This window comes from Pseudoduganella violaceinigra DSM 15887, from assembly GCF_000425385.1.
Classification (GTDB): domain Bacteria; phylum Pseudomonadota; class Gammaproteobacteria; order Burkholderiales; family Burkholderiaceae_D; genus Rugamonas; species Rugamonas violaceinigra.
On record NZ_AUDI01000031.1, the window covers coordinates 1 to 26,707 of the forward strand.

Annotated in this window: 21 protein-coding genes, 2 rRNA genes and 1 riboswitch; of the genes, 7 read left to right on the top strand and 16 right to left on the bottom strand. The window is 63.8% G+C overall.

Annotated elements, in window-relative coordinates:
• The 3 genes from H597_RS0116130 to H597_RS0116140 form a co-directional block, all read left to right on the top strand.
• Positions 1 to 122: ribosomal RNA gene (locus tag H597_RS0116130) — 23S ribosomal RNA — on the top strand; the annotation flags it as partial.
• An 86-nt stretch (positions 123 to 208) separates the two neighbouring features.
• A 5S ribosomal RNA gene (gene rrf / locus H597_RS0116135) occupies positions 209 to 321 on the top strand.
• Between the two features lie 230 nt (positions 322 to 551).
• Positions 552 to 2,282, top strand: coding sequence for a M4 family metallopeptidase (locus H597_RS0116140; protein WP_028103052.1), 1,731 nt, complete (start codon positions 552 to 554; stop codon positions 2,280 to 2,282).
• Positions 2,283 to 2,339: 57 nt separating this feature from the next.
• Here the strand turns inward: H597_RS0116140 and H597_RS0116145 are convergent, their stop codons facing one another.
• The 16 genes from H597_RS0116145 to cobT form a co-directional block, all read right to left on the bottom strand.
• Positions 2,340 to 4,235 (bottom strand): reverse transcriptase family protein, encoded by a 1,896-nt coding sequence (locus H597_RS0116145; RefSeq protein ID WP_028103053.1) that lies wholly within the window; start codon positions 4,233 to 4,235, stop codon positions 2,340 to 2,342.
• A 307-nt stretch (positions 4,236 to 4,542) separates the two neighbouring features.
• Positions 4,543 to 6,183 (bottom strand): SWIM zinc finger family protein, encoded by a 1,641-nt coding sequence (locus H597_RS0116150; RefSeq protein ID WP_028103054.1) that lies wholly within the window; start codon positions 6,181 to 6,183, stop codon positions 4,543 to 4,545.
• Positions 6,180 to 9,263, bottom strand: coding sequence for a hypothetical protein (locus H597_RS0116155; RefSeq protein ID WP_028103055.1), 3,084 nt, complete (start codon positions 9,261 to 9,263; stop codon positions 6,180 to 6,182). Before H597_RS0116155 ends, H597_RS0116150 begins: the two co-directional genes overlap by 4 nt.
• An 85-nt stretch (positions 9,264 to 9,348) precedes the next feature.
• Positions 9,349 to 10,791, bottom strand: coding sequence for a cobyric acid synthase (locus H597_RS0116160; RefSeq protein ID WP_028103056.1), 1,443 nt, complete (start codon positions 10,789 to 10,791; stop codon positions 9,349 to 9,351).
• Positions 10,788 to 11,666 (bottom strand): cobalamin-binding protein, encoded by an 879-nt coding sequence (locus tag H597_RS0116165; protein WP_028103057.1) that lies wholly within the window; start codon positions 11,664 to 11,666, stop codon positions 10,788 to 10,790. Before H597_RS0116165 ends, H597_RS0116160 begins: the two co-directional genes overlap by 4 nt.
• Complete coding sequence (gene cobD, locus H597_RS0116170; RefSeq protein ID WP_028103058.1) at positions 11,663 to 12,643, bottom strand: threonine-phosphate decarboxylase CobD; 981 nt, start codon at positions 12,641 to 12,643, stop codon at positions 11,663 to 11,665. Before cobD ends, H597_RS0116165 begins: the two co-directional genes overlap by 4 nt.
• Complete coding sequence (gene cbiB, locus H597_RS31205; RefSeq protein ID WP_035374463.1) at positions 12,636 to 13,598, bottom strand: adenosylcobinamide-phosphate synthase CbiB; 963 nt, start codon at positions 13,596 to 13,598, stop codon at positions 12,636 to 12,638. Before cbiB ends, cobD begins: the two co-directional genes overlap by 8 nt.
• A complete protein-coding gene (gene cobU / locus H597_RS0116180) occupies positions 13,598 to 14,149 on the bottom strand; it encodes a bifunctional adenosylcobinamide kinase/adenosylcobinamide-phosphate guanylyltransferase (protein WP_028103059.1) in 552 nt (183 codons plus the stop codon). The genes cbiB and cobU overlap by 1 nt, the downstream gene beginning before the upstream one ends.
• The gene (locus H597_RS0116185) at positions 14,146 to 15,447 is read right to left on the bottom strand and encodes a cobyrinic acid a,c-diamide synthase CobB (protein WP_028103060.1); all 1,302 of its coding nucleotides are present in this window, start codon (positions 15,445 to 15,447) and stop codon (positions 14,146 to 14,148) included. Before H597_RS0116185 ends, cobU begins: the two co-directional genes overlap by 4 nt.
• Entirely contained in the window at positions 15,441 to 16,043 is a 603-nt protein-coding gene (gene cobO, locus H597_RS0116190; protein WP_028103061.1) for a cob(I)yrinic acid a,c-diamide adenosyltransferase, read from the bottom strand. Before cobO ends, H597_RS0116185 begins: the two co-directional genes overlap by 7 nt.
• The gene (locus H597_RS0116195; protein ID WP_028103062.1) at positions 16,040 to 16,813 is read right to left on the bottom strand and encodes an ABC transporter ATP-binding protein; all 774 of its coding nucleotides are present in this window, start codon (positions 16,811 to 16,813) and stop codon (positions 16,040 to 16,042) included. The genes cobO and H597_RS0116195 overlap by 4 nt, the downstream gene beginning before the upstream one ends.
• Position 16,814: 1 nt before the next feature.
• Entirely contained in the window at positions 16,815 to 17,837 is a 1,023-nt protein-coding gene (locus H597_RS0116200; protein ID WP_028103063.1) for a FecCD family ABC transporter permease, read from the bottom strand.
• Positions 17,838 to 17,856: 19 nt separating this feature from the next.
• The gene (locus H597_RS0116205) at positions 17,857 to 19,695 is read right to left on the bottom strand and encodes a TonB-dependent receptor domain-containing protein (RefSeq protein ID WP_028103064.1); all 1,839 of its coding nucleotides are present in this window, start codon (positions 19,693 to 19,695) and stop codon (positions 17,857 to 17,859) included.
• Between the two features lie 69 nt (positions 19,696 to 19,764).
• A riboswitch (cobalamin riboswitch) is annotated at positions 19,765 to 19,985 on the bottom strand.
• Complete coding sequence (locus H597_RS0116210) at positions 19,980 to 20,519, bottom strand: histidine phosphatase family protein (RefSeq protein ID WP_028103065.1); 540 nt, start codon at positions 20,517 to 20,519, stop codon at positions 19,980 to 19,982. (Overlaps the previous riboswitch by 6 nt.)
• Positions 20,510 to 21,277 (bottom strand): adenosylcobinamide-GDP ribazoletransferase, encoded by a 768-nt coding sequence (locus H597_RS0116215; RefSeq protein WP_028103066.1) that lies wholly within the window; start codon positions 21,275 to 21,277, stop codon positions 20,510 to 20,512. Before H597_RS0116215 ends, H597_RS0116210 begins: the two co-directional genes overlap by 10 nt.
• 6 nt (positions 21,278 to 21,283) lie before the next feature.
• The gene (gene cobT, locus H597_RS0116220; RefSeq protein WP_028103067.1) at positions 21,284 to 22,318 is read right to left on the bottom strand and encodes a nicotinate-nucleotide--dimethylbenzimidazole phosphoribosyltransferase; all 1,035 of its coding nucleotides are present in this window, start codon (positions 22,316 to 22,318) and stop codon (positions 21,284 to 21,286) included.
• Positions 22,319 to 22,338: 20 nt separating this feature from the next.
• Here cobT and H597_RS0116225 point away from each other — a divergent pair, with 20 nt between their 5' ends.
• From H597_RS0116225 to H597_RS31210, 4 genes are all read left to right on the top strand, one after another.
• The gene (locus H597_RS0116225; RefSeq protein ID WP_028103068.1) at positions 22,339 to 23,028 is read left to right on the top strand and encodes a response regulator transcription factor; all 690 of its coding nucleotides are present in this window, start codon (positions 22,339 to 22,341) and stop codon (positions 23,026 to 23,028) included.
• Entirely contained in the window at positions 23,015 to 24,244 is a 1,230-nt protein-coding gene (locus H597_RS0116230) for a sensor histidine kinase (RefSeq protein ID WP_028103069.1), read from the top strand. Before H597_RS0116225 ends, H597_RS0116230 begins: the two co-directional genes overlap by 14 nt.
• Before the next feature lie 71 nt (positions 24,245 to 24,315).
• Entirely contained in the window at positions 24,316 to 25,941 is a 1,626-nt protein-coding gene (locus H597_RS0116235; protein WP_035374466.1) for a phosphoethanolamine transferase, read from the top strand.
• The gene (locus H597_RS31210) at positions 25,931 to 26,656 is read left to right on the top strand and encodes a phosphatase PAP2 family protein (protein WP_035374469.1); all 726 of its coding nucleotides are present in this window, start codon (positions 25,931 to 25,933) and stop codon (positions 26,654 to 26,656) included. Before H597_RS0116235 ends, H597_RS31210 begins: the two co-directional genes overlap by 11 nt.
• The last annotated feature ends 51 nt before the right edge of the window (positions 26,657 to 26,707 follow it).

Below are 26,707 nucleotides of genomic sequence, written 5' to 3' on the forward strand. Positions count from 1 at the left end.
GATTTCCCAGAGCCTTGAGCTCTTTGAAGGGTCGTTCGAGACCAGGACGTTGATAGGTCAGGTGTGGAAGTGCAGTAATGCATTAAGCTAACTGATACTAATTGCCCGTACGGCTTGTCCCTATAACCTTGACGGTTATGTAGCACTTACCCGTGTTTGAGAACACTACCCCACCTTTTACTTCTTCCCGGATTGTTGACAAGTTATGCCTGATGACCATAGCAAGTCGGTCCCACCCCTTCCCATCCCGAACAGGACCGTGAAACGACTTTGCGCCGATGATAGTGCTGCAACCAGTGTGAAAGTAGGTTATTGTCAGGCTCTTATTAGAGAAGCCCGCTAACGTGTGTTAGCGGGCTTTTTGCTTTTCCGGCCCGAAATGAAAGTTTTACTTACTTCTCTTTCGATAGTCTTATTTGCGACATGTGTCTAAAATGTGTCTCAAATTGTGGAAATTTTGACTTGCCCCATAAAAGCCCGTTAGTGTTGGTATTCGAGCCGAAGACATCGGACGATAAATCACAAACAATCACGGGACTAATGGAGCACACATGATGATTCGCAAGACCCTGATCGCCGCCGCGATCACGTTGGTTGTAGCACAAGCCGGCGCCGCCCCCAGCACGATGGCCAGCCCGGTCGCATTCTCCGCACAAGAAAATGCCCGCCTGCTCTCCACAATGAATGGTGATCGTGGCAAGTTTGGCCTGGATACCGACCATGGCTACGCTATCAGCTCCCAGCATCCCGGCGCACATGGGCACGCGATCAGCCGCATGCACCATACTTACAAGGGCGTGCGCATCTTCGAATCCGAAACCGTGATCGTCTCCGACCAGGGCGGCAATATTGTCAGCGAAGCGGCGACCGATCGCCGCAGCGGCCTGTCGGCCAAGCGCTTTAACGTGAAGCCGTCCTTGTCCGGCTCCGAAGCCATTGCCAGGGCGATGAAGAACCTGCCGGCAGCCGCAAGCCATATCGATCCGCCATCCGCTGAACTGATCATCTTCCCGGTCATGAAGACTGTGCGTGTCGCCGGCGCTGAAAACAAGGCTGAAGCCGACCTGAATGCACTGGACGTGAAGGAAGTGGTAGACAGCCACCAGCTGGCATATCTGGTGAAGACCCGCATGACCAAGGGCGGCGAAGCGGTATTCCATAACACCATCGTGAACGCCAGGAATGGCAGCGTGATGGACCAGTGGAGCATGGTGCAAAGCGTGGTGGGCACCGGCCATAGCCAGTACAACGGCGATGTGCCGATCCAGACCACCCTGAACGGCACCACCTACCAGATGCTGGATTCAACCCGCGGCGTCGGCGGCCAGTTCGGCGGCATGGCGATCACCAACGCCAACCACGCGTCGACCTCGAACCCGACTCCTGGCGTGATCTACACGAACAGCACCAATGTCTGGGGCGACGGTCAGAACTACATCAACGGTGGCAGCACCACCAACGCCAACGGCCAGACCGCCGCAGTGAATGCACTGTGGGGCCTGCAGAATACCTACGACACCATGAACAATGTGTTGGGCTGGAAGTCACTGGATGGTAACAACACCGCGACTTACATTGCCGTGCACGTAGGCACCGCCTACGACAATGCCTTCTACACCGACACTTGCAAGTGCATGTACATCGGCGACGGCAGCAGCTTCACCAGCCTGGGTTCGATCGACGTGATCGGCCACGAGATGGGCCACGGCGTTACCGCCGCCACGTCCAACCTGACCTACAAGGGCGAATCGGGCGGCTTGAACGAATCCTCTTCCGACATCAACGGTGAATCGGTTGAAGCCTATGCCCGTAACGGCGGCACCGGCACCGTCATCAATCCCGGCAACGACTGGGTAATGGGCAAGGAAATTTCGAAGACCGGCACCCCGCTGCGCTGGCTGTACAAACCAAGCAAGGACGGTAAGAGCCCCGATGCATGGAGCACTTCCCTGAAGCGCTTGGACCCGCACTACAGCAGCGGTCCTAACAACCGTATGTTCTACTTCCTGGCGATGGGCTCCAGCGCAACGACCACCAGCGACTACTACTCGAAATACCTGGTGCAGGCGCCGAAGAACATGACCGGTATCGGTATCGATAAGGCATACCGCATCTGGTTCAAGGCCAACACCACCAAGCTGACCGCCGGCTCGACCTACGCCGATGCGCGTGCCGCAGTGATTGCTGCAGCGCAGGAACTGTATGGTGTGGGTAGCAAGGAAGCCAAGGCCGCAACGCGCGCTTACGCGGCCATCAACGTTGGCGCCGACGTGGCTGAATAAGCCGGGTAGCATCCGATAAGAACCGCCGGGGTGACCCGGCGGTTTTTTTTCGCCTGCCTAGCGCAGCCACAGTCCTAGCACCACCGCCACGGCCATGGCGCCAAAATAGCGCAGCCAGTGCCCGCTGTAGTCTCTCCATGCCTGGTATCCCAGCACGATCGCAACGACAAGCGGCAGCGGCGTGCGGAAATTAAGGCATAGGGTGAAGGCGAAGTAGACCTGGATGATGATGGAAACCCAAGGCCTCCCGGCAAACATGCCCCGGCCACCTTGAGCCGGTGCTTGCGTGCCGGGCGATGCGGTGACTCCCTGTTGCCTTGCTGCCTGGCCGTCCGCATGCGCAGCTGCCTTCGGTTTCTCCGCAGGCTTCTCGCGCTTTGCCAGCTTTTCCTCTTTAAGCTGTTGCTGCGTTTTTTCCAGCACCGGCGCGGGAGAGCCTGCCGCCTGCCAGAAGCCGGCCCACGGTTCCTTGCCTTGCGCGGACAGCTTCCGGAAACCGCTGCTGGCGCGCGCTGCCGCCTCACTCACGACTGGAGCTTCTGTATTCCATTTCTGGCGCACCATGCGGGCCTTCTGCAGCAGCGGCGCCCCTCTTTCCGCATCAACCATCTTGATGAACTGGGCGTAGCCGACCAGTGCATCGATCACATTCTCATTGCCATTCCACTGCTTGCCGGCCGGCCCGTCCTTTTCGACCTGGAACAGGGTGGCGCGGAAGCGCCGCAGTGTGTCACGGTCCAGGGAGAGCTTCTTGTTGACCACAATTCCGGTGACGCTTTGGCATTGCGAAAGGCTCATCACGTGCTGCTTTTCAGGATGCGGAGTAAAGCCTTCGTCGGCGATGATCTGCTTCACACGCCACAGCAATTTGCCGGCCAGTTTTCGGGCGGCGGCATCGCCGGAGAACGTCAGATCGTCGGCATAGCGGGTGTAAATGAAGCCCAGCTTTGCCGCGCAGCTTTGCACGCGGGCGTCGAGTCGCCGGCACAGGATATTGGTCAGGGCCGGGCTGCTCGGCGCGCCTTGCGGCAAGGCGCGCTCGCCGGTGGCGACAAAGAACTTTTCGCCGTCCACGCTGACTTCTTCCGTCGGCGTTTCGGTGCAGATCAAGCCGAGGGTGGTTGCCAGCTGGTCGCTGTAGCCAAGCTCCCGGAACACGCCTTTGATGCGGGGCAGGGCGATCGACGGGAAGAAATTCTTCAAGTCCAGGTTGATGACCACGGCCTTGCCGACATGGGGTTGGGCGTTGCTGACAATCGAACGCCCTGGAACGAAGCCGTGCGCAGCGGAATGCAGCGGCACCTTGGCCAGGATATTGTCCAGCACCCAGTATTGCAGGCGCTTCACACGCGGCATCGGGGCCGAAATGATGCGCTCGCCCCCGGTCTTCTTTGGCATGGCAAAGCGGCGGTAATGGCTGATACGCGAGACGCGGCGCTCGAAGCTCAGGAAGCGCAGCTCAGGCAGCGTCACGCCCATGGCTGCCGCGAGCTCGCTCGCGTTGTTCATGACTGGCAGCGACCAGCGGGCCAGCTTGCCGGCATCACTCTCGGCTTGGTTCAAGCCTGCGGAGACGCCTTCGCCGAGATACAGCAATTCAGTGGAGCGGCGCCGGTGCCATGCGGTGGCACGGTCAAAACGTTCCTGTGCACGCCGTAGGCGGGTTTCCTCCCTGCGCTGCCGCGCCTTGGCCAGGCGCTCCTTGCGCATGGCCTTGAGCGCCGCCTCCGGATCCTGGATAGTGCGCAGCTCCTGGCTCAGGCGATTCAGCGTGCTACTGAGTTCAGCCTCGCGGCGGACCACTTCTTCCAGCTCGGTGGGCTCGCCCTTATTCGCCGGCCAGAAGCCCAGGCGCTGCATCTCGCCCAGCACAACTTCCTGGCGCGAGCTGGATCGCAGGCGCTCCATCAATTCGGCGCGCGTGGTGATGGGTTTGGATTCTGTTGCGCTCATTGCAGTGCCTCCTGGCGAGGCTGGCGCGGAAGATGCAAACACGGCCGGGTTGTCATCGAAGAGCCTTTAAGACTGGGGCGCTCCACTCGATGCCATACGGCCCTGGTGTGGCGAATGGACTGCCGGGCAGTCACACCGTCTTGCCACACCAGGGCCTGTATGGCACTGTGAAGAGCGTGCCAGTGGCGCATGGGAAGAGCTGAATACGAGAACGGCGATCCACCGTTCGAATTGCAAGAGCCATCCCGCCGTGTTTGCTGAAACGAGTATAGCAGTTCGTTTGCTTTTTTCATATCGATCGTCATCCTCATGCCGCCTGGTTGCGCGACATGCGCAGGGCGAGCATGTGCGCGCATGGGCCTTTGTGCATGCGGTTGAAAGTGAAGTGGTTGCATTGGCAGGCGCCGTCGACGATGCGTTCATCCGCATCCAGGCGCAGCATGACCTGGTACTGGCGGTCGCCATGCCTGGCTTGCGCGCTCAGGCGGATGCTGCCGTCGGCCAGCGTTTCCACCGCATGCTTGCTCATGGAGTGCAGGGCGACCAGCTTCTGGGCCTCTTCCTCCTCCGGGCTGGCGAAGCGCAGCGTATCCAGCGGCAGCGGGTCGCGTGCAAGTTCGCGCAGCCGGTAGACGTCTTGCACCATGTCGTACACCACGCGGCCGGCTTGCGTGTACAGGGTCAGCGCCCGCTCCACGATCATGCGTTCCAGGCCAGTATCGGCGGCTAGTTGCGCGGAGGTGGCGAACCAGCGCTTGCCCAGCGCGGCGTAGACCTTTTCCTTGCTGTCGTTGTCGACCGCCCCGCGCGGCGCCAGCAGATCGAACTGGCCGGCATACGACCAGTCGTTTGCAGTCCATCCAGAGAGGCCGAGCGTGAGCTGCATGTCGGGCATGTTGGCGATCCAGAAGCTTGGCAGTCCGCTGCCCATCAGGTGCACGGTAAAGCTTTGCGCTACCGGGATCAGACGCTCCAGCAGCAACAGGCGGCGGCGCCCCCATACGCGGATCTCTTCGGCCACATTGCCCTGGTAGATGGAGCGGCGGCAGACGATTTCTTCATTCCATGGCTCGAACACCGCGCGCACCGGCTGGCCCGGCGCCAATACGAAGCGGATCGAACGCGGACCAACGCGTTCCTTCTTGCGCCGCATCTGCAGGCAGAAGTTGTGCACGTCCATCGGATGCAGCTCCAGCCGGCGCGCAACCATGTTCATGGCGCTGCTCACCTGCAGGAATCCGCGCACCCAGCTGTCCGGCACGTCGATCTTTTCTTCGATGAATTCCGGATCGCTCGCGGTCTTGACCTGGAAGCCGCTTGGGTCGATCGACAGCCCGGTACGCTTGTAGTCGCGGATCTTCTGGAATTCGCCGTACAGGCTTTCCGAGTAGTCGATATTGGTGGTGCCGCAGGCGAAATCGCCGATGCGGTCGAATACATTGTGACTGCAGCTTAGCGAAGCGTAGCTCGACTCGTCGCGGCTGAAGCACTCGAAGAAGACGCGGTCCGGGTGCACGGTAATTACCGGATCCAACGCGATCCACAGCTCGCGATTGGTCTGGTACAGGTAGTTGTAGTACCTGGCCTGCGCATCATAAAAAGGCTTCATCAGCTTCGATTTGCGCTGCTGCAGGGCCGCCCACTCCTCGCGCAGGGGCTTGACCTGCTCTCTCAATTCGCTGGAACGGGCCTGGTACTGGGCCAGCATGATTTCTTCGTTCCTGGCGACCCATTCCTTATACTCGGTCTTGTCCTTGGGCTGGTAGCGCTGGTCGGCCACCACGACATCATGCAGCGCGGAGATCGCTTCGCGGAAGGGGATATGCTTATTGATTTCGGCGACGAAGTGGGTCGGCGCGCGCAGTGTGTCGGGCGCGAAGCGCATGTCGGTCGACCCGGCGCTGTTGCTGACGTAGGTCTCGCCATAGTAGCGGTACTGGAATCTCATGTCTTGCTTTCCCGGACGGCGGGCGTGTGGATCGTGATGGCGGCCGGCCGCTGCGGATAGCGTTGCTGGATGGCGCGCAAGCCCTCGATGTATTGCGCCTTGTCGGCGATGGCAACAGTGAGCACCTGGCGAGCGAAGAGACGTGCGACGAAGGCGCCGATTTCTTCCGACAGCTCGGCTTGCGCGCGCAGGAACTGCTGCACCCGGCCCTTGACCACGCGCCCGCGGTTCACCTGCGAGAGGACACTCAGGAAGTAAGGCTCCATGCGCTGTAGTTTTCCCAGGTCGCCGGCGCAAGCGCTCTCCAGCCAGGAGCTGACGAACAGCTGCATATTGGCGGAAGGGTGCTGGCTCAATTTATCCAGCAGGTCGGTCACGTCGCCGACATCGAAATGCCGGGTGATCATCGCGCGGCCGAAGCGCTGCGCGGCCGGGTCCTGGTGATCGCACAGGTTGACCAGCAGCAGGGGTGTCCAGTCGTCGCGGGTGCAAGTTTCGGTAAAGTAGGCCGATGCGAACTCGCGGCTGTCGTCGAAGCGGCTGTCGAATATGCGCAGCGCCGCCTCCATCTGGTTCCGCACGCGCTGCGGATCGGAACGGTAGGCATCGAAGGCCCATTTTCGCACGCTGGCGTTGGGATTGCGGCCGAATGCCGCCCAAGCCGCAACCTCGAATTGCCCCGGATTGAAGCCCGGCAGCAGGCGCGCGCCAAGCAGCAGCGCGCCCTTGCTGCGTGCCGCCAGCAAGCGCACCAGCAAGGCGGGGTCGGCCAGCCCGGCCTCGTCCTTCAATGGCCCGGTCAGCCACGCGATCAGGTCGGCGTGCATGCCGTCGCCGGTTTCGCTGCGGAACAGGGCGTCGAGCAGTCCCGCCAGCAAGGTTGAGCGGAAGCCGGCATCGGCTGCGCTCAAACGCTGGATGACGCCGTCCACGCCGCGCCGCACGCCCGCCTCCGCGCTGGTGGCGAAAGCCATGATCAGGTCGGTCTGCGCCGCCAGCACGTGATCAGGCAATGTGCCGAACAGGCGCACTGCGGCGCCGCGTACATCGGCGTCGTCATCCTTCAACAACATGGCCAGCCGGGAGCCGGACAGCATGCCGGCCGGGGCAGGATGCAGCATCAGCCACTGGCAGGCCAGCAGGCGTACGGCGGCCAGCTGGTGGCCGAGCAGCTGCAGCAGGCGCTCGTATGGCGCGCCGGCCGCAGCGTCGCGCAGCGGATTCTCAATCAGCCATTGCAGGTCGGCGCCGATCGCGGGCACGGCTTTGCGCGCGTCGTCGATATCGGCGCAGTTATCCAGCCAGTCGAGCAGCTGCATGATGATGGCCGGCGCCTGTCCTGGCAGGGTGGCCGCAACCTGGCATAGCATGCGGCCCTGGCGGCGCACGGTTTCCACTGGCGCGCAGGCAATGGCGGCCACCAGTAGCGGGTCGGCAGCATAATGCAGCGGGTCGCGTGCGATGCAGTCGAGCGCATATTGCGTCGCTTCCGGCAAGGTACATTGGATCAGGAGCAGCAGCCATTCGGTGGGCGGCACCCCTGGCTCGAAGCGCCGGCGCGCCACCAGGTAGGCGAAGTGCGCAGTGGAAGGGAAGGGGCTGCGCAGCAGCTCGCGGACGGTATCGAGCGCCAATGCGGCGCAAAATTCCTGGTTGTCGGACAGGGCGCGCGCAGCGAAGGCATGCACGCCTGCGCAACGGCTTTGCTGCATGAGGGACAGCAAAGCGCGCGGCTGCGCATCCCATAACTCGGGGAAGGCCTCCTGGCGGCGCTCATCGGGCTGGATGCGCTGCGGCTGGTACCAACTGGTGCCGCTACGGTTGCTCAGCCAATCCCCGTGGGCGCGCAGCAGGCGATTGAACATCAGCCAATGGCTGTAGCGGTCGTAAAAATGGCCGCGGCGCGCATCGGCCTGGCCCGCGTCGCTGTCATCCATTGCGGCCAGCACACCCAATGCCATCGTGACATAGGATGGATCGGCGTCTTCGCCCAGGCGGCGCAGCGTGCGCCAGCCGCGCCGGCGCAGGTAGTCGCGGGTGCGCAAGCCGTAAGCGACCTGGCTGTCGGGGCGGGTTCCTTCCTCGGCGAACTTGGTATATGCGCGGCGCACGTAGACCCATTGGCTGCCGCTGGTGTGGTGCTCGGTGTCGAAGCGCTGCTGGATCAGACCAAACAACTCGGCGTCGCCCGCCATCTCGGCGGCCTTGTAGATGTGGCGCACGGCACGGAAGGTGCCAGCACGGAAGCGCATCCGTTTCATATGCGCCAGCAGGACGCGGCGCGCCATGGGCTGGCTGAACGCCACCTGGTGCAGCTGCTCAAGCCAATCCGTCTTGGACATGCCCTGCCATTCGTCATCGCCCGCCGCAATCGACAGCAGGCGCTGCTCGTCCTGCTGCTCCCAGGCGCTGCGCACGGCGGCTGGCCAGTCGTACATTAAGCGGGTGGCGTGCGCCTGCTGTGCCTCGGAATCCGCCAGCAGCAGCCAGGCTTGCAGCGCCATGCGGCGGATGGCGTCGGTACGGCCGCGCGCATGCAATTCCTGCATGGCGACGGCCGCGCCGCGGTCGCCGCAGCGGCCGATGGCCCATGCCAGGCAGTAGTCCTGCATTTCGTCGCCGCGTGCGATCAGGTCGACCATTGTCGGAACGGCGCTGTGCAAGCGGCGTTCGCCGACACGCCAGATGACCCGATTGCGGTCGTGCTGGTCCAGCTTTTTCCAGCTGTCGGCTTCGAGCTTTTGCAGCAGCGCGACGGCGGCGGGATCAAGGTCGCGGCGAACCGTGGTTGCGGCGGGCGCCGCGCCATCTGCCATGAGCGGCGCAGGTGCGGGCGAGGCTTCGCTGAAGCCTTGCGCCGCACGCTCGACCAGCGCCAGTTCGAACAGGGTTTCCGCCGACTGCCAGTCGACGGGCTGCGGCGTGCGTGTGCTTTCGCGCCATTCTTCGCCGGTGCGCCCCTGGCGCAGATTGACCAGGAAGCGGCCGGGCGGCCCGGCTGCCTCGCACAGCTCAATCTCGCAATGGATGGTGGCGTCTTTTTGCCTGCGTACCAGACTGCTTTTCCGAATCAGCTTCACTGTAGGGAGGGCCTTGACTTGATTTGCGGTTGCTCAACAGGTTGATGTTAGCCAATACCGCAACTGTTTGCAAATTCGGCAATCCTTATGCTGGCTTCAGCAATGCCTCCAGAATAGGCGTGCTGGCTGCCGCGAGCCGGTCCAGGCTAGCTTCACGCAAGGCGTTAGTGTCGACCATATGCTCCGTTGCCAGGCCGGCCCAACGCAGCAAGGCGCGGCCAGCCTGCGGCTGGTCGAACAGGCCATGCAAATAGGTTCCGAGCACCTGGCCGTCGCTGGAGATGGCGCCCTCCGGACGGCCGTCGATGACGAAGGCGGGCTGCGCCAGCGCGGCGCCATTGGAAATGCCCATATGGATTTCGTAGCCGCTGACCGGCGCTTCGTCAAAAGCGCAATGTCCGGCGACCTGCGCCAGGCGCTTTTCACGAGTCAGCTCGGTGTCAATGTCCAGCAAGCCAAGGCCCGTCTCGCTGCCCGGCGCGCCCTCCACACCGTGCGGATCGCATACCTGGTTCCCCAGCATCTGGAAGCCGCCGCAAATGCCGATCACCTTGCCGCCATAGCGCAGGTGGCGGGCGATGGCCTGCGGCCAGCCGCCTTCCTTCAATGCCGCCAGGTCGTCGCGCGTGTTCTTGCTGCCCGGGAGGATGAGCAGGTCGGCAGGCGGGATCGCTTCCCCCTTCCGTATGAAGCGCAGGTCGACGCCCGGATGGGCGCGCAAGGCGTCGAAGTCGGTGTGGTTGCTCATGCGCGGCAGGCTTGGCACCACGACACGGAAGGCGCCTGCTTCGGCCTGCGCGGCCTGCACCGCGTCTTCTGCGTCCAGGTAGAGGCCATGCAGGTAGGGCAGCACGGCCAGCACGGGTTTGCCGGTCTGTTGTTCCAGCCAGTCCAGCCCCGGTTCGAGCAGCTTGATATCGCCGCGGAAGCGGTTGATGACAAAGCCGATGATGCGATTGCGCTCGCTTTCGGACAGGCATGAAAGGGTGCCGACAATGTGGGCGAATACGCCGCCGCGGTCGATATCCGCGCACAGGATGACCGGGCAATCGACTGCTTCCGCAAAGCCCATATTGGCGATGTCGCGCTCGCGCAGGTTGATTTCGGCCGGGCTGCCGGCGCCTTCCACCACCACGGTTTCGTATTGCGCCAGCAGGCGCTGGTGCGATTCCAGTACGGCGCCCATGGCGACCGTCTTGTAGCGGTGGTAGTCGCGCGCGTTCATGTCGCCGCGCACCTTGCCGTGGATGATCACCTGGGCGCCGATATCGCTGCTCGGCTTGAGCAGCACGGGATTCATGTCGGTGTGCGCCGGCACACCGGCTGCAATCGCCTGCAGCGCCTGGGCGCGGCCGATCTCACCGCCGTCGACGGTGACGGCGCTATTCAGCGCCATATTCTGCGGCTTGAACGGAGCAACGCGAATGCCGCGCTGTTTCAGCAGGCGGCACAGGGCGGCGACGATGGTGCTCTTGCCGGCATCGGACGTGGTGCCCTGGATCATCAGGGTGCGGTAGGGGAAGCTCATTTGGCAGGCCGGTGCTTGCGCGCTTCTTCCAGCTTTTCGCACATTACGGCGGCCCCGGCGACCATGCGCGGCCCGGCACGGTTCAACAGGTTGCCATCGATGGTGAACAGGTTGTCCTGGCGGGTCGCCTTCATGTTTTTGTAAGGACGCCACAGATTCACGCCGCCGTAGTCTTTTTCGGCTGTGGCGAAGACTGCTTCTGGATCGGCTTCGAGCACGGCTTCGATATTGACCACGGGCGCGGTCACTTTCTGGTCGGCGAAGATGTTCTGGCCGCCGCATACTTTCAACGCATCGGAAACGATGTGCTCACCGTTCAGGGTGTAGAGCGGCTTGTCCCAGACCTGGTAGAAAGTACGCACAGGCGGGCGGCTGGAGTACTGGGCGCGCAGTGAGGCCAGCTTTTGACGCAGCTCCCTGGCGGCGCCATTGGCGGCCGTTTCGGTACCGAGCAGTCTGCCGATCTTTTCCAGGCTGTCTGCGATCTGGTCCAGGGTCTTGGGCTCGCTGTGGTACATCGGAATGCCGAGTTGGCGCAATTGGTCGATCTGGCGCTCGGAAGCGCCGTGGCGCCAGATGACCAGCAGGTCCGGCTTCATTGCCAGCAGGCGCTCCATATCGACCTGGCGGTTATCGCCGACGCGCGGAATCTGTTTTGCGGCTTCCGGATAGTCGCTGTAAGTGACAGCGCCAACGATCTTTGCGCCGCCGCCCGCGGCGAACAGCAATTCGGTCACATGCGGCGCCAGCGATACCACGCGCTGGGCCGGCTTTTGCAGCGTGACCGGCTTGCCGTCGTCATCGTTGACCGTAACGGCGGCATGCGCCTGGAGTTGGGCGGCGCACAGTGCGGAAATCAGAAAATACTTCTTCATCGTTTTGTCCATTCGTTCAATGCCTGTTCAAGACGCTGCCAGCCAGCTTCGTCGGGCGGCAGGCCAAGACGGATGCCGCGTGCCGCTTCACGGAACAGGCGTACCCAGATGCCGCGCCGCGCCATATGATCGTGAAAGCTTTCCGGCTGCTGTTCTGGCCACCATTGGAACAAGGCCGTTCCCTGGCTATGAATGCCATGGCGGGCCAGCAAGCTTTGCAGGCGCTTGCCTGCTGCCCGCAGGGCTTCCTGCGTGTTGCGTTGCCACGCCTGGTCTTCCAACGCCGAACGGGCCACTTGCTGGGCGGGGCCGCTGACGGTCCACGGGCCGAGCATATCTGCCAGCGGGTCGAGAACTTCCTCGCGTGCCGCGACAAAACCAAGCCGCAGGCCGGCCAGTCCGAAGAACTTGCCGATGGAGCGTAGCACGATCAGCCCGGGCGCCTGTGTGGCGTCGGCGACGCTGTTGGCGCCGTCCGTGTCGCCAAACGCTTCGTCGACCACCAGCCATCCGCCGCGAGCCGCCAGCATTCCTGCCCACTCCAGCAGCAAAGCGCGCGGAACAATTTCGCCTGTGGGATTATTCGGATTGCAGACCACTAGCACGTCGACGCTGTTTGCAGCGGCACCAAGTTCGGCGTACGGAACGGCGCAGCTGCGGTGGCCATGCTGCGACCAGTGGTGCAGGTGTTCGGCGTAGCTTGGGCTGGAGACCGCCACGCGCGATGCGGACCGCAGGCGGGGCAATGCCTGAATTGCCGCTTGTGTTCCGGCGACTGCCAGCATTCGCGGCGCGCCGTAGAAGCATTGTGCGGCGGCCTCCAGTGCTGGATCGTGCTCGGGAAGGCGGTGCCAGGCTTCCGCTGCCGGCGCTGGCGCTGGATAGCCGTTGGGATTCAATCCGGTCGACAGGTCCAGCCAGTCGCTGCGGCCGTAGCGCTGCGAGGCTTCGCGCAGCTTGCCGCCGTGTTCAAGCATATTGTGCTCCGTATGCGATAGCCAGCATGACGGCCACCCACAGCCAGGTAGTGTTGCGCACCAGGCGCCAGGCGCGCGGGATGTCGGCGGCGGATGCCGGCGTGCCTTCGCCAAGCGGAGGACGTTGTTCTATTTCGCCGTCATAGCTGGCGGCGCCGCCCAACTGAAGACCGAGGGCTCCCGCGCCGCTGGCCATGACAGGACCCGCGTTCGGGCTGCTCCATGCGGGGGCTTGCCTGCGCCAACATGCCAGGGCGCGGCGTGTGCCGGCGGCGCCGGGTGCCAGCAACGCGTAGCTGATTGCCGTCAGGCGCGCTGGCAGGAAATTCAGCGCATCATCGATGCGGGCGGCGACACGGCCGAACAGGTTGAAACGCTCGGTGCGATAACCCCACATGGCATCCAGCGTGTTCGCGAGACGAAACAGCAGCGCACCCGGGGCGCCGCCGACGGCAAACCAGAACAGCGTGCCGAAGACGGCGTCATTGCCATTTTCCAGCATGGATTCGGTGGCGGCCTTGGCCAGATCGGATTCGCCGGCGTGCCGGGTGTCGCGGCTGACGATCCGGGCGGTCAGTGCACGGGCGCCAGTAAGGTCTGCGGCCCGCAGCGCACGCCAGATGGGGAGCATGTGGTCGCGCAGGCTGCGCAAGCCGAGGCAGAAGTAAAGGACAAGGGCATGCAATGCTGCCTGCGCGGCAGGCGGCAACGCTGGCAGCGCGCAAACCAGCGCTGCCAGCATCGAGAGCGGTAGCACCGCCAGCGTCCATGCCGCGGCGCCACGTGCAATGCGGGCCGGACCCGGGCGGTTCAAGCGCGCTTCGATGGCACCGGCCAGCCGGCCGAAGCCGACCAATGGATGGAAGCGCGAGGCTTCTCCCAGCAGCGCGTCGAGTAGTACACCGCCCAGCAGGGCTGCGGCGAAGAAGTTCCATTCAAGGCTGGCCAGTAGCATCAGGCACCTTTCAAGACCAGAGGCAAGCCTGCCGCGACAAATGCAACACGGTCGCAAGTGGCGGCAACGGCCTGGTTTAGCCGCCCGGCTTCATCGACGTAGCTGCGCGAGATCGCCCCCCAGGGGATGATGCCCATGCCGACTTCATTGGATACCAGCACGACGTCGCCGCGGTCAACAGTCAGTTCCGATAGCAGGGCGGTGCGCTCCTGGTGAAAGCGGGCGGGCAGGTCGATGCTGCCGACCTCCGGGTACTGGGTGCCGTCGCTGAACATCAAGTTGGAGAGCCACAGCGTCAGGCAATCGACGAGAACCAGGCGTTGCGGCGCGCGCCACGCCGCGAGCACTGCGGCAAGCGCCATCGGTTCTTCGACGGTGCGCCAATGCGCCGGACGCTGTGCGCGATGATGGGCAATGCGCTCTGCCATTTCGGCATCGCCAGCGGCGGCAGTGGCGATATAGACCACTTCCTTGCCGGACGCTGCGGCAAGCTGTTCGGCGTAGGCGCTCTTGCCGGAGCGGGCGCCGCCAAAGACCAGGGCGCGCGTCATGCCGCGCTCCGCGAGAACATGGCTGCCACTGCGGCAGGATTGGAGGGGAAGTAGCCGTGAAAATAGGATGCCTGCAACGATCCGACGCGATACACGGCTTCTCCGGCAGCTCCGCTCGGATGTTTTTGGGTGGTGGCAGCTGCCGGCTGCGCGGTCTCCAGTTTCGAGTAATGGAAAGTGTGGCCGCGCAGCGGACCAAGCTCGGTCGGCATCGCCTGCGCGCCAAGTCCGGCAAGCCGGGCCTGCATGGCGACCTTGCCTGGCAATAGACCGGCCATTGGCCAGTCCTTGCCTTCCTTGTCCTGCAGCGATTCGGCCAATGCCATCATGCCGCCGCATTCCGCCACGATAGGCAGGTTATCGGCATGCGCGGTGCGCAGCGAAGCTTGCCAGCGCTGGCCGCTGGACAATGCCGCGGCATGCAGTTCGGGATAGCCGCCCGGCAGGAAGACTGCATCCGCGCCGCGCGGCACCGGTTCGTCGGCGAGCGGGGAGAAATACTCCAGTTGTGCACCGAGCGCCTCCAGCGTCGACAGGTTGGCCGGATAGAGGAACATGAATGCCGCATCGCGGGCAATTGCGATACGCTTGCCTTCAAGGGGCCGGCCCGCCAGGGGGCCGTTTCCGGCGCTGCCGGGCGCTGTGTTTTGCGCGGCAGGCAAGGCATCCCACGCCGCGAGGTCGAATGCCAACTGGTCGGCCAGCTTGTCGAGCAGATCGTCGAGGCCCGCGACTTCGTCCGGCAGGACCAGGCCAAGGTGGCGTTCAGGCAGCGATATGCCCTGCTTGGGCAGCGTCCCCAATAGGGGGATATCGCGCAAGGATGCCGCCACCATCGCCGCGTGGCCCGGGCTGCCGACGCGATTCGCAATGACGCCTGCCATCTGCACCGGCCCATAATCGCGCAGGCCATGCACCAGCGCTCCTGCCGTTTGCGCCATGGCGCCGGCGTCGATGACCGCCAGCACCGGCAATCCGAATTCGCGGGACAAGTCCGCGGCCGAAGGCGTTCCGTCGTACAGCCCCATCACGCCTTCGACCAGGATCGCGTCGGCATGTTCGGCGGCCTCCACCAGCAAGGCGCGGCAACGCTCGGCCCCCACCATCCACAGGTCGAGCGATTCGACCGGGGCGCCGCAGGCACGCGCCAGCACCATGGGATCGATAAAGTCGGGGCCGCATTTGAATACCCGCACCCGCCGTCCGGCGCGTACCAGCTTGCGCGCCAGGGCTGCGGTGACGGTGGTCTTGCCCTGGCCGGAAGCCACGGCGGCGATGAGGACTGCGCGGGCTACCATTCCGTGCCCGCTTGCGCGGCGATGCCGGCTTTGAAGGCATGCTTCACCACGGTCATTTCCGTGACAGTGTCCGCGACATCGATCAGTTCCTGCGGCGCGGCGCGGCCCGTAACAATGGCATGCTGCATTTCCGGCCGGTCCAGCAGGTCGGCAATCACGTCGTGCACGTCCAGGTAGCGGTACTTCAAGGCGATATTCAATTCGTCCAGCACCACCATGCCGTAGGAGGGATCGCGCAGGAAGGCGCGGGCCTGCTCCCACGCCTGCTTTGCCTTGATCACGTCGCGCTCGCGGTCCTGGGTTTCCCAGGTATAGCCTTCGCCCATGGCGTGGAAACTGCACTCCTCGGGAAAGCGGCGCAGGAACTGTTCTTCTCCGGTCGACATGGCGCCCTTGATGAACTGCACCACGCCTACCTTCATGCCGTGGCCCATGGCCCGCATCGCCATGCCAAAGCCGCTCGAACTCTTGCCTTTGCCATTGCCGGTATTGACGATCAGGACGCCGATGTTCTTGTCGGCCGCCGCGATCTTGGCATCGATGACGGCTTTCTTGCGCGCCATGCGGTCGCGGTGACGTTCGTTAATATCGCTCATGCTTGCAGACTCCCGGGAATGAAGATGGTGCGTTCGCCGTGGCGGACGGCTTCGATTGGATGGTCAAGATAGTTGCTCAGGATGGCCGGCTGCATCACCTCATCGATCTCGCCGGCCAGCCAGGTTCCGTCCCCCATCAGCAGCAAGGCATGCGAGGAAACGCTATGCGCCAGCGTCAGGTCATGGCCGACCATGACGACGGTCTTGCGCTGCTCGCGGCATAGCTTGGCCAGCAACGACATCACGCTGACCTGGTGCGCCAGGTCCAGCGCATTGGCCGGTTCGTCCAGCAGGAGCAAAGGCGTATCCTGCGCCAGCAGCGCGGCAATCGCCACCCGCTGGCGTTCGCCGCCCGATAGGGTGCGCACATCGCGCGCCGCCAGGTGGTCGACTTCCATCGCCGCCAGCGCCTCGTTGGCGGCATGATGGTCGTCGCTGTTTTCCCAGTAGCGGTTGTCGTGATAGGGATGGCGCGCCGACAGCACGGTCTCGATCACGGAATAGGCAAAAGCGTCATTGCGCACCTGCGCCAGGAAGGCCCGTTTGCGCGCCAGCTCCTGCAGCGGCCATTCGCCCAGCGCACGGCGGTCGATGCTGACATGGCCGGCTTCCGGCTGCCGCAAGCCGGCCAGGGTACGCAGCAAGGTGCTCTTGCCCGCGCCGTTGCGGCCGATAATGCTCCAGCACTGGCCGTCGCCGACCTGCCAGTCGAGCAGGTCGACCAAGACGCGCTTGCCCATGGCGAGGCGCAGTTGATGGGTGGCGATCATATTACTTCCTCAGCCGGTGCAGTTGGTACAGGAAGACCGGCGTTCCAACCAGTGCGGTGATCACGCCGGCCGGCAGCTGCTGCGGTGCGATCACCGTGCGCGCGACCGTGTCGGCCAGCACCAGGTAGGCGCCGCCCACCAGGGCGGTGCATGGCACCAGCAAGCGATGGTCCGGACCGAAGGCAAAGCGGCAGGCGTGCGGCACAATCAATCCGACGAAACCAATACTGCCGGCCGTGGTCACGGCGCTCGCCGTCAGCAGGGCGGAACAGAAAAACAGCCCCTTGCGCAGGGCGCCGACATTGATGCCCAGCGTGGCCGCTGCCTCGGCATGCAAGGCCATGACATTCAGCGAGCGCGCCGCGCGCAGGGCGAATGCCAGGCCGCCGGCCAGGACGAACCACGGCAGCCAGCGCACCGGTGAGCCGGACAGGTCGCCGATCAGCCAGAACACCATGGTGCGCACGCGGCTTTCCGGGGCAATCGACAGCATCAGGGTGACCAGGGCGATGCAGCTGGAGGACAGGATCACGCCCGTCAACAGCAGCAATGCGGCGCCACCTTCCGCCGCCGTGCCGCTGCGCAGGTCGCGCCGCGCCAGGAAATACAGCATCATCGACACCACCACCGCGCCGGCAAAGGAGGCCGCGTCCACCACCCAGGCGGCGCACATGAACAACAGGGCGGCCAGCGCACCGACCGACGCGCCGGATGAAATACCCAGCACGTAAGGGTCGGCCAGCGGATTGCGCAGCAAAGCCTGCATCATCACCCCGGCCAGCGACAGCGAGGCGCCGGTGACGAAGGCCGTCGCGGCGCGTTCTGCGCGCAGGCCGAGTAAATGTCCCGCCAGGGAACTGGGCTGCCCGCTGACAAATTCGCGCAGGGCTCCCGGCAAGTCGGCCAGCGGGATGCTGACCGAGCCGATCATGCCGGCCGCCGCCATGCTGGCCAGCGAGAACAGCACCAGCAGGGTAACGACGGTGACGGCGCGCACGCGCAGGTTGGCGGAAAGTGGATGCATGGCGGGCAGCTTATCTCATTTATTTGTAGCTATAGCGCAGGCCGGCGTACGCCGTAGATCCGGCGGTGCCGTAATTGCGCGCCAGCTCATAGTGTTTATTGCCCACGTTGTTCCAGCGCAGGGTGGCCGTCCAGGACGGGGCGCACTCCCAGGCCGCGTACAGGTTGAACAGGCCGTAGCCGCCCAGGCGGCTGCGGTTGGCCGCGTCGTCGAAACGGTAGCCGGACACCTGCCATTCGGCGCCGGCGCTCAGGCTGCCCGCAGTATAGTCCAGCGCCACGTTGCCGTGGCGGTTGGCGCGGCGCACCAGCAGCTTGCCGGTGCCGTCGTCTTGCGGATGCTGCAGGTCGGCGCTGGCCGAAATGGTGAAGGCGCTGCCCAGGTGCTGGCGTGCCGACAGCGAAATGCCTTCCAGCGTCGCTTTGCTGACGTTGTAGGCGCAGCCGCTGGGGAAGCCCGGCGCCGGGCAAGGCTTGGTGTTGACCAGCAGGTCGGTCAGCTTGTTGCGATAGACCACTGCGCCCAGCGCTGTGCCGCCCTGGTCGAACTGGATACCGATCTCGCCGTTGCGGCCCTGTTCCGGGCGGTTGTCCGGCAGGCCGTAGCCGGGGTAGTAAAGCTCATTGAAGGTCGGCGCGCGGAAGCTGGTGCCGTAGCCGGCATTCAGGCGCAGGCCCGGCGTGATGCGGTAGCCATAGCCCAGCGAGCCGGTGCTCTTCGAACCGTACTGCGAGCTATCGTCGTTGCGGACGGCGGCGGCCAGCAGGTGGGCGCCGCGTTTCATGTTGTAGCTGGCGGCCCAGGACGTGGTGCTGCGCTCGTGCACCAATGCGGCGGTGTTCGATGCCACTTCCTCCTGGCGATGTTCGGCCAGCAGTTGCAGGCTGTCCTGGCCCAGCGCAAAGTCGTTCTGCCAGCTGTACAGCGATTGCTTCGTGTCGATCTGGCTTGCCGTGGCGGCAAAACTGCCGGATTTGTCGCGCGACTGCGCGGCGTGCGTTGTCATCTGCCAGATGTCGTTCAGGCGGTTGCGCGAGTAGATCCCGACCGTGTCGAGCTTCTGCGTGCTCCAGGCCCGTACTTTGGCGCCGCTGTCGTAGTCCGACTCCTGGCCGCTATGCAGGAACATGGCGCCCACTTCCTGGCCCGGCGCGAACTGCCAGGCCAGTTGCCCGTTGGCGTGCTTGCGGTCGTAGCCGTCCTTGTCCGCGTTATAGCTGGTGCTGCCGGGCAGGGTGGCCGAGAAGCCGTCGGAGCGTTCCTTCCCGGCGTGCAGGGCGTAGCTGAACGCGGCAGCGCTGCCCGCAATGCCGGCCGTGCCGGCGCGCGTGCCGTAGCTGCCCGCCAGCAGGCTGGCATCCAATGCCATGCCGCCTTGGCCTTTTTTGGTGAAGACCTGCACCACGCCGCCGATGGCGTCGGCGCCATACAGCGTGCTCAAAGGCCCGTACACCACCTCGATATGGTCCACTGCACCCAGCGGGATGGCATTCCAGGCGGCCGCGCCGCTGCTGGCGGAGGCGATGCGCACGCCGTCCACCAGCACGATCACCTGGTTGCCGTTGGAGCCGCGCAGGAACACGCTGGAACTGGTGCCGGGGCCGCCGTTCCTGGTCACTTCGATGCCGCGCTGGCGCTGCAGCAATTCGGTGATCGAACCGGCGCCGCTGCGGCCGATTTCTTCCGCGCTGATGCTGAGCGTGTCGCTCACGATATCGCGCGCTGCTTGCGGGCTGCGGGTGGCGGTGACAAGGACGGAGTGCAGCACGGGAGCCTGGACTTGTGCCTGGACGGCAGGTGCGGCAAAGGCCAATGCCAGCGACGCGAAGGCCGCTTGCCGGATGGCGGGAGAGGTCATGACAACTTTCGTAACGGGCTGCCGGCCCACGTCCCCGTAAGCCGGCATGAACAGGAACGGGCGCTGGGCGCGTTCCCACCTGGTCTGGCCGGTATCCGGGCTGGCAAATCTGGCGGCCTGGCCTTCCCATGCATTTGCACAGTGGCTGGGAGGTCGCTGCCGCGCTATCAAGGCGGCATTTGCTTACCGTTGCGGGGGCAGCACACGTTGGCTGTCAAGAACAGCACCGTGTTTCCCGTTTAACTGCTTCAGAGAATTCAAAAGCGAGCACCAAAACCCCGCCATTATACGGACTTGGCGGGCCAGGACAAGCGAAGGGCTTCGCAGTACTTGATATGGTTTGGCTTTGCGGCGGCTTGCACCAGGGACTCGCCGGCGGCGATGGCGGCCATCAAGCGCATGCTGCCGGCATGGCAAACGACGACGGCATCCTGGCGCAGATCGTCCATAAACGATTGCACGCGTGCGGCAACTTCGCGCACGGTTTCGCCGCCGCCGGGATGGTAGTCGAGCAGGTCGGCCGCCCAGGCGTCGACTTCCGCGCGCGGGATGTCCGACCAGCTGCGCAATTCCCAGGCGCCGAAGTGCATTTCGGCTAGGCGTGCGTCGGGCGTGAAGTTGCCCAGCCGCGCAGCCAAAGCGGTGCAGCGCTGCAGGGGACTGGAATAGAGCCGGTGGCCGCGCAACAGCGCCTCCGACAATAGCGGCGCCAGGGCGGCCTCCCCGGCGGCCAGGGCCGCGGGCGTGGCGGGAAGGTCGCTGCTGCCGTAGCAGGTTCCTGCCGCGACGTCGGGTTGCGGATGGCGGACGAGTATCAGTTCCACAGGCAGGCCAGCACGCCCAGGTAGAACACGGCTTCAGTCAGTTGCTGGACGGCGCCCAGGCAATCGCCGGTATAGCCGCCCAGGCGCTGCTGGAATTTGCGCGCCATCCAGAGTGTCGCCAGCAGCATGCAGGCCAGGCCCGTGGCCAGGGCGGCGGCGCTCAGCCAGCCTGCATACCATGCACCGGCGGCGCTCAGGGCGGCTGTCAGCACGGCGATGGCGAATTCGCCGCCGCGCATTTCCTGCGCCAGCGGCTTTGCCTTGCCTTCTGCGCGGGCATACTCCATGCGCCAGATCAGGGCGCAGGCCATAAGCCTGGACAAGGGATGCGCGGCCAGCAGCGCCCCCAGCACCGCCGTCTTCGGCATGCTCGCCAGGGTGGCGACCTTGGACGCCAGCATCAGGCCAATCCCGATGGCGCCGTAAGCGCCGATGCGCGAATCCTTCATGATTTCCAGCACCCGCTCGCGCGTATGGCCGCCGCCAAGGCCGTCGCAGCTGTCGGCAAAACCGTCCTCGTGGAAGGCGCCGGTGGCGTAGATGCCGGCGGCGGTGGAAAGCAGGACGGCGACCGCCGGCGGCAGCACCAGGGCCGCCGCCGCATATACCGCGCCCGCGATTGCCGCCACCACCAGCCCTACGGCGGGGAAATAGCGTGAAGCATGCTGCAGCCAGGCGGGCTCAAAGCCTACCCAGCCAGGGATCGGCAGGCGCGTGAAGAACTGCAGCGCGATGAAGAACAGGCGCAGCTGCTGCATGGGCGCTTACTCGGCCTTCTCGCTGACCTGGGCCGATTCGAACGTGGCCATCTGGTTCAGGAAGTTGACCGAGGCTTGCAGCAGGGGCACGGCCAGCGCGGCGCCGGTGCCTTCGCCCAGGCGCAGGCCCAGGTTCAGCAGGGGACGGCCGCCAAGGAAATCGAGCATGCGCTTGTGGCCATTTTCGTCGGAACAGTGCGAAAACACGCAGTAATCCAGCACGGCCGGCTGCACGCGCGACGCCACCAGCAGGGCGCTGGTGACAATGAATCCATCGATCAGCAGCACCATACGGCGCTCGGCGGCTTTCAGCATGGCGCCAACCATCATTGCGATCTCAAGGCCGCCGAAAGTGGTCAGCGCCTGCAGTCCGCCCTGGGCGTCCGCATGCAGTGCCATGGCCGCCTCAATCACGCGCTGCTTGTGCGCCACGCCTTCGGGAGCCAGTCCGGTGCCCGCGCCGACGCAATCGGCCACCGGGATGCCGGTCAGGCGGTGCATCAGGGCCGCCGCCGCCGTGGTATTGCCGATGCCCATCTCGCCAAAACCCAGCACATTGCCCGGCAGCTCGGCGACCAGGTCCATGCCGCACTCGATAGCTTCCATGCACTGCTGCACCGACATGGCCGGCTGCTGCGCAAAATTGGCGGTGCCGGGTGCAATCTTGCGGTTGAGCAGGCCTTCGCGCTGGCCGAAATCATGCTTGACGCCGGCGTCCACCACTTTCAAGGTGCAGCCGTTCTGGCGCGCGAAGACGTTGATGGCCGCTCCGCCGGCCAGGAAGTTCTCGACCATCTGCCATGTCACGTCCTGCGGGAAGGCGGAAATGCCCTCGGCAACAACGCCATGGTCGCCCGCGAACACCAGGATGGCCGGCGCGCGCAGTTCAGGCTTGGTGGTCTGCTGGATCATGCCGACCTTGTGCGCCAGGCCTTCCAGCGCGCCCAGGCTGCCCAGCGGCTTGGTCTTGTTGTTGATGGCGTGATCCAGCCGGGACGCCAGGGCTTCGTCTTTGAGTGGGGGGATGTGTGGGATAGTCATCGCGGAATTATAATGCCCGTATGCGGATACTTATCATTGAAGACAATAAGGACATTGTCGCCAACCTGTTCGGCTTCCTCGAGCCGAAGGGCTACGTGCTGGATACCGCAGCCAACGGATACGGCGGGCTGGCGCTGGCCACCGAGCACGAATACGATGCCGTGGTGCTGGACGTGATGCTGCCCGGCCTGAACGGCCTGGAACTGTGCCGCAAGCTGCGCGGGGAGCTGGGCAAGGCCACCCCTGTGCTGATGCTGACCGCGCGCGACACCCTGGAAGACAAGGTGGCCGGCTTCGAAAGCGGCGCCGACGACTACCTGGTCAAGCCGTTTTCCCTGGTCGAACTGGAGATCCGCTTGCGGGCCCTGGTGCGCCGGGCGCGCGGTGTCCAGGCCAAGGCCCCCGTGCTGCAGTTCGGCGACGTGACTTTCGATACCGTCAACTACGAGGTGCGCCGCGGCGGCCGCCCCCTGTCGCTGACCCGCACCGGCTATACCATCCTGAAAAGCCTGATGAAAGATGCGCCGCGCATCGTCACGCGCGATGCGCTGGAACATGACGTGTGGGGCGACGAGCGCCCCGACAGCGATGCCCTGCGCACCCATATCCACGCGTTGCGCCAGGCGCTGGACAAGCCCTACCCGTTTGCCATGCTGCGCACCATTCCGGGCATCGGCTATAAGCTGGTCAGCTCAGATGAAGAAAGCTGATTCCCTGCGCCGGCGCATCATTGCCGCCTACATGACTTTCGCGATTGCCGTTTCCGCGGTCTTCGCCATCATTGCGGCGCTGGCGGTGGAGGGGATCGAAGACAGGCTGGTCGACGAACGCCTGATGGAAGTGGCCGAATGGGCGGCGCCGCGCCATTCCGGAGGCATGCCGGTGCAAATGCCTGCTGGCCTGACATTCCACCATGGCGCCGACATCCCGCGTTCGCTGCGCGGGCTTCCACACGGCGTGGTCGACGTCAAAGTCGATGGAACCGTTCTGCACGTGTTTGCCGGCAGCGACGGGAAAGGCGAATTTGTGGTGGTCGACCATGATAGCGAATACGACAAGATCGAAATCGTCGTGTATTCGATGTTTGCCGCGGGCTTCATGGCCTTTGTCGCCTGCTCTCTGGTTCTGGCGCGCTTTCTGGCCAACCGTATCGTCACGCCGATTACCCTCTTGTCGCAGGCGGTGGAAGACCGGCACGACAGCCTTCCCTGCCTGGACCGCAACGATGAACTGGGCACGCTGGCAAGGGCTTTCGCCGGCCGAACCGGAGAACTCAAGCAGTTCCTCGACCGCGAGCGCTTTTTCACGGGCGATGTCAGTCATGAACTGCGCACACCCTTGACCGTGATCAGCGGCGCGGCCGAATTGCTGATGGCCAGCACCGAGGGCGAGCCCGCCTTGCAGGCTCCGGCCGAAAGAATCTACCGCGCCGCGCGCGAAGCCAGCGACGTGGCCAGCGTGCTGCTGCGGCTGGCCCGTTCGCCGCAGGGATTGGATGCGCCGGAGCAGTCGGTAGCCGAACTGGCGGAGTATGAGGCTGCCCGCAGCCAGGCCCTGGTTGCAGGCAAAGCGGTCGCCCTGCGCTACCAGGGCGGCCATGACTTCAAGGTTCGCGGTTCGCGCGAGCTGTTGCAGGCGGTGATCGGCAACCTGCTGCGCAATGCCTGCGCGTATACGGAGCAGGGCGAAGTCCTGCTGCGGCTGGAGCAGCATTCGATCGTGGTGGAAGATACAGGACCAGGCTTGCCGCCGGCCGCCATGGCACGTCTGCGCGGGGAATCCATGCCCGATGGCGACGGCATCTCCTCGGGCAGCGGCCTTGGCCTGGGCCTGGTGCAACGCATCTGCATCTATCTCGGCGCCGAATTGCTAGTCAGACATCGGGAGGGCGGCGGTACCCGTTTTGACATCAGTTTCCCCGCCTGAAGCGGTGGATTTAACGTAATCTTAACGCTGCCTTTACAGAGCCTTTACCAATCGAGAGCTATCGTGCGAGGATGAAATTACCTCGCATTCAATCCGCCTTCCTCCCTCTTACTGCTGCTTCCTTCCTGGTCCTGGTCTATAACATCAGCTTCTGGAAAAGCTTTATGGCTGCCACCGGGGGATTTCGCGCCTCCAATCTGCTGGTCTATTTAGGGTCCGTCCTGCTGCTGGTGTTCGTTTTCAGCGGCATACTGGCCCTGGTCAACTATCGCCGACTGTTCAAGCCGGTGGTGATCGCCCTGCTGCTGCTTTCCTCGATGACGGCTTACTTCATGTCCCAATACGGGATCGTGGTCGATTCGTCCATGGTGCAGAACGTGGTGGAAACCGATGTACGCGAAGCCGGGGAGCTTTTCAGCTGGAAGATGGTGCAGTCGGTGCTGCTGCTCGGCGTACTTCCATCCTGGCTGATCTGGCGCCTGCCGGTCCGCTATGGCTCGCTGCGCCGCGAGGTACTGGTGAATGTCGGCCTGGTGGCGGGATCGCTGCTGTTGGCGACAGGCCTGCTGTTCGTGCTGTTCAAGACCCTGGCGCCGGCCGTCCGCGAACACCGCGAACTGCGCTTCATGCTGACGCCGACCAATGTATTCCAGGCCACGAACGGCTATCTTAAACAGAAATGGGCGACGCCGACCGTGGTGGCGCCGCTTGGTACGGATGCGGCCAAGGGCAGCTTGTGGGCCGCCGCCGGCAACCAGCAGCGTACGGTGACCATTCTCGTGGTCGGCGAAACCGCCCGCTCCATGAACTTTTCGCTCAATGGCTATGAGCGCGATACCAATCCGCTCCTGGCGAAGGTGCCGTCCCTGGTCAATTTCAGCAATGTGAGCTCTTGCGGTACTGCGACTGCGGTCTCGGTTCCTTGCGTCTTTTCCGACCTCACGCGCGACGGCTATTCGGAAGATAAGGCCCGCAGCAAGCAAGGTTTGCTCGATGTGCTGCAGCATGCCGGCCTGGAAGTCGTTTGGCGCGATAACAATTCCGGCTGCAAGGGTGTCTGCGACCGGGTGCGTTTCGAGGACATGTCCAAGCCGATTCCGGGCAACCCGCTGTGTAATAGCGAGGAATGCTTTGACGAGCATCTGCTGGAAGGCTTGCCGGAGATGATCCGTAACTCGACCAAGGATCTGGTCATTGTGCTGCACCAGAAGGGCAGCCATGGCCCAGCCTACTGGAAACGCTATCCACCGGAATTCAAGAAATTCGGGCCTGTCTGCCAGACCAATGAGCTGGAGCAGTGCTCGCGCGAATCGATTATGGCGGCGTACGACAATTCCATCTTGTACACGGATTACTTCCTTGATAAGACCATCAAGGTGCTGAAAGAGGCGGGCATACCGGCCTCCATGCTGTACTTCTCCGACCACGGCGAGTCGCTGGGCGAAAAGAATATGTACCTGCACGGCGCGCCTTATATCTTCTCGCCGGAGGAGCAGCGCAAAGTTCCGATGATGCTGTGGATGTCGGACAGCTTCAGCCAGCGCTTCCATGTCGACCGCAGCTGCCTGGCGGCGCGTAGCGGCCAGCAGTTCTCGCACGATAACGTGTTCCATTCTACCCTCGGTATGTTGAACGTGAATACCGCGGTCTACAATCCCAAATTGGACTTGTTCCAGGCCTGTATACATGATGCTTAAGACTTCGCATGGCGTGCTGGCGCTGGCAGCTTCGGCTGCCGCGATCCTCTGGATCGGCCAATATACGGATATCGACCTGCGGCTGGCGGACATGGTGTTCGACCGTGCCAGAGGCGTGTTTCCGTGGCAGCATGCCTGGTTTGCGGAGCAATTCAATCACGTCATCATGAAAGCGCTGCTGTCCTGCCTTGCTGGCGCAGCGATAGTACTGGCCGTGCGGGATGCCTGGCGCCCGCATCTGCACTGGGCGCCAACCCGCCGCCTTGGCATGCGGGTTCTCGGCATGTCCGCTGTCAGCGTTCCTGTTGTAATCAGCCTCCTTAAACGTGCAAGCACTTCGCATTGTCCGTGGGACCTGGAGCGATATGGCGGCAGCGCACCTTATATACGCCTGCTGGAAATGATGCCTGCCGGCGTGGACGCGGGCCATTGCCTGCCGGGCGGACATGCCTCCAGCGCGCTTTGGTTAATAGCGCTGTCGGCATTCTGGTGGCCGGAACAGCCGCGCAAGGCTTTTGGCGTTGCAATCCTGGCCATGGTGTTCGCCCTGGCCGTCGGATTTGTGCAGCAGCTGCGCGGCGCCCACTTCCTTACACATACGTTGTGGTCGGCCTGGATAGCATGCGTGCTCCTAATGGCGAATTATCTGCTTGCAAAACGTCAGATCTTTGGCTATAGTTCTGTCCCTCGCAACGCAGCACTGTTAAAACAGTAAGCGAAGCGGGAAAAAGAAGGGGTTGACGAGTTGCACGCTGTACCGCATAAT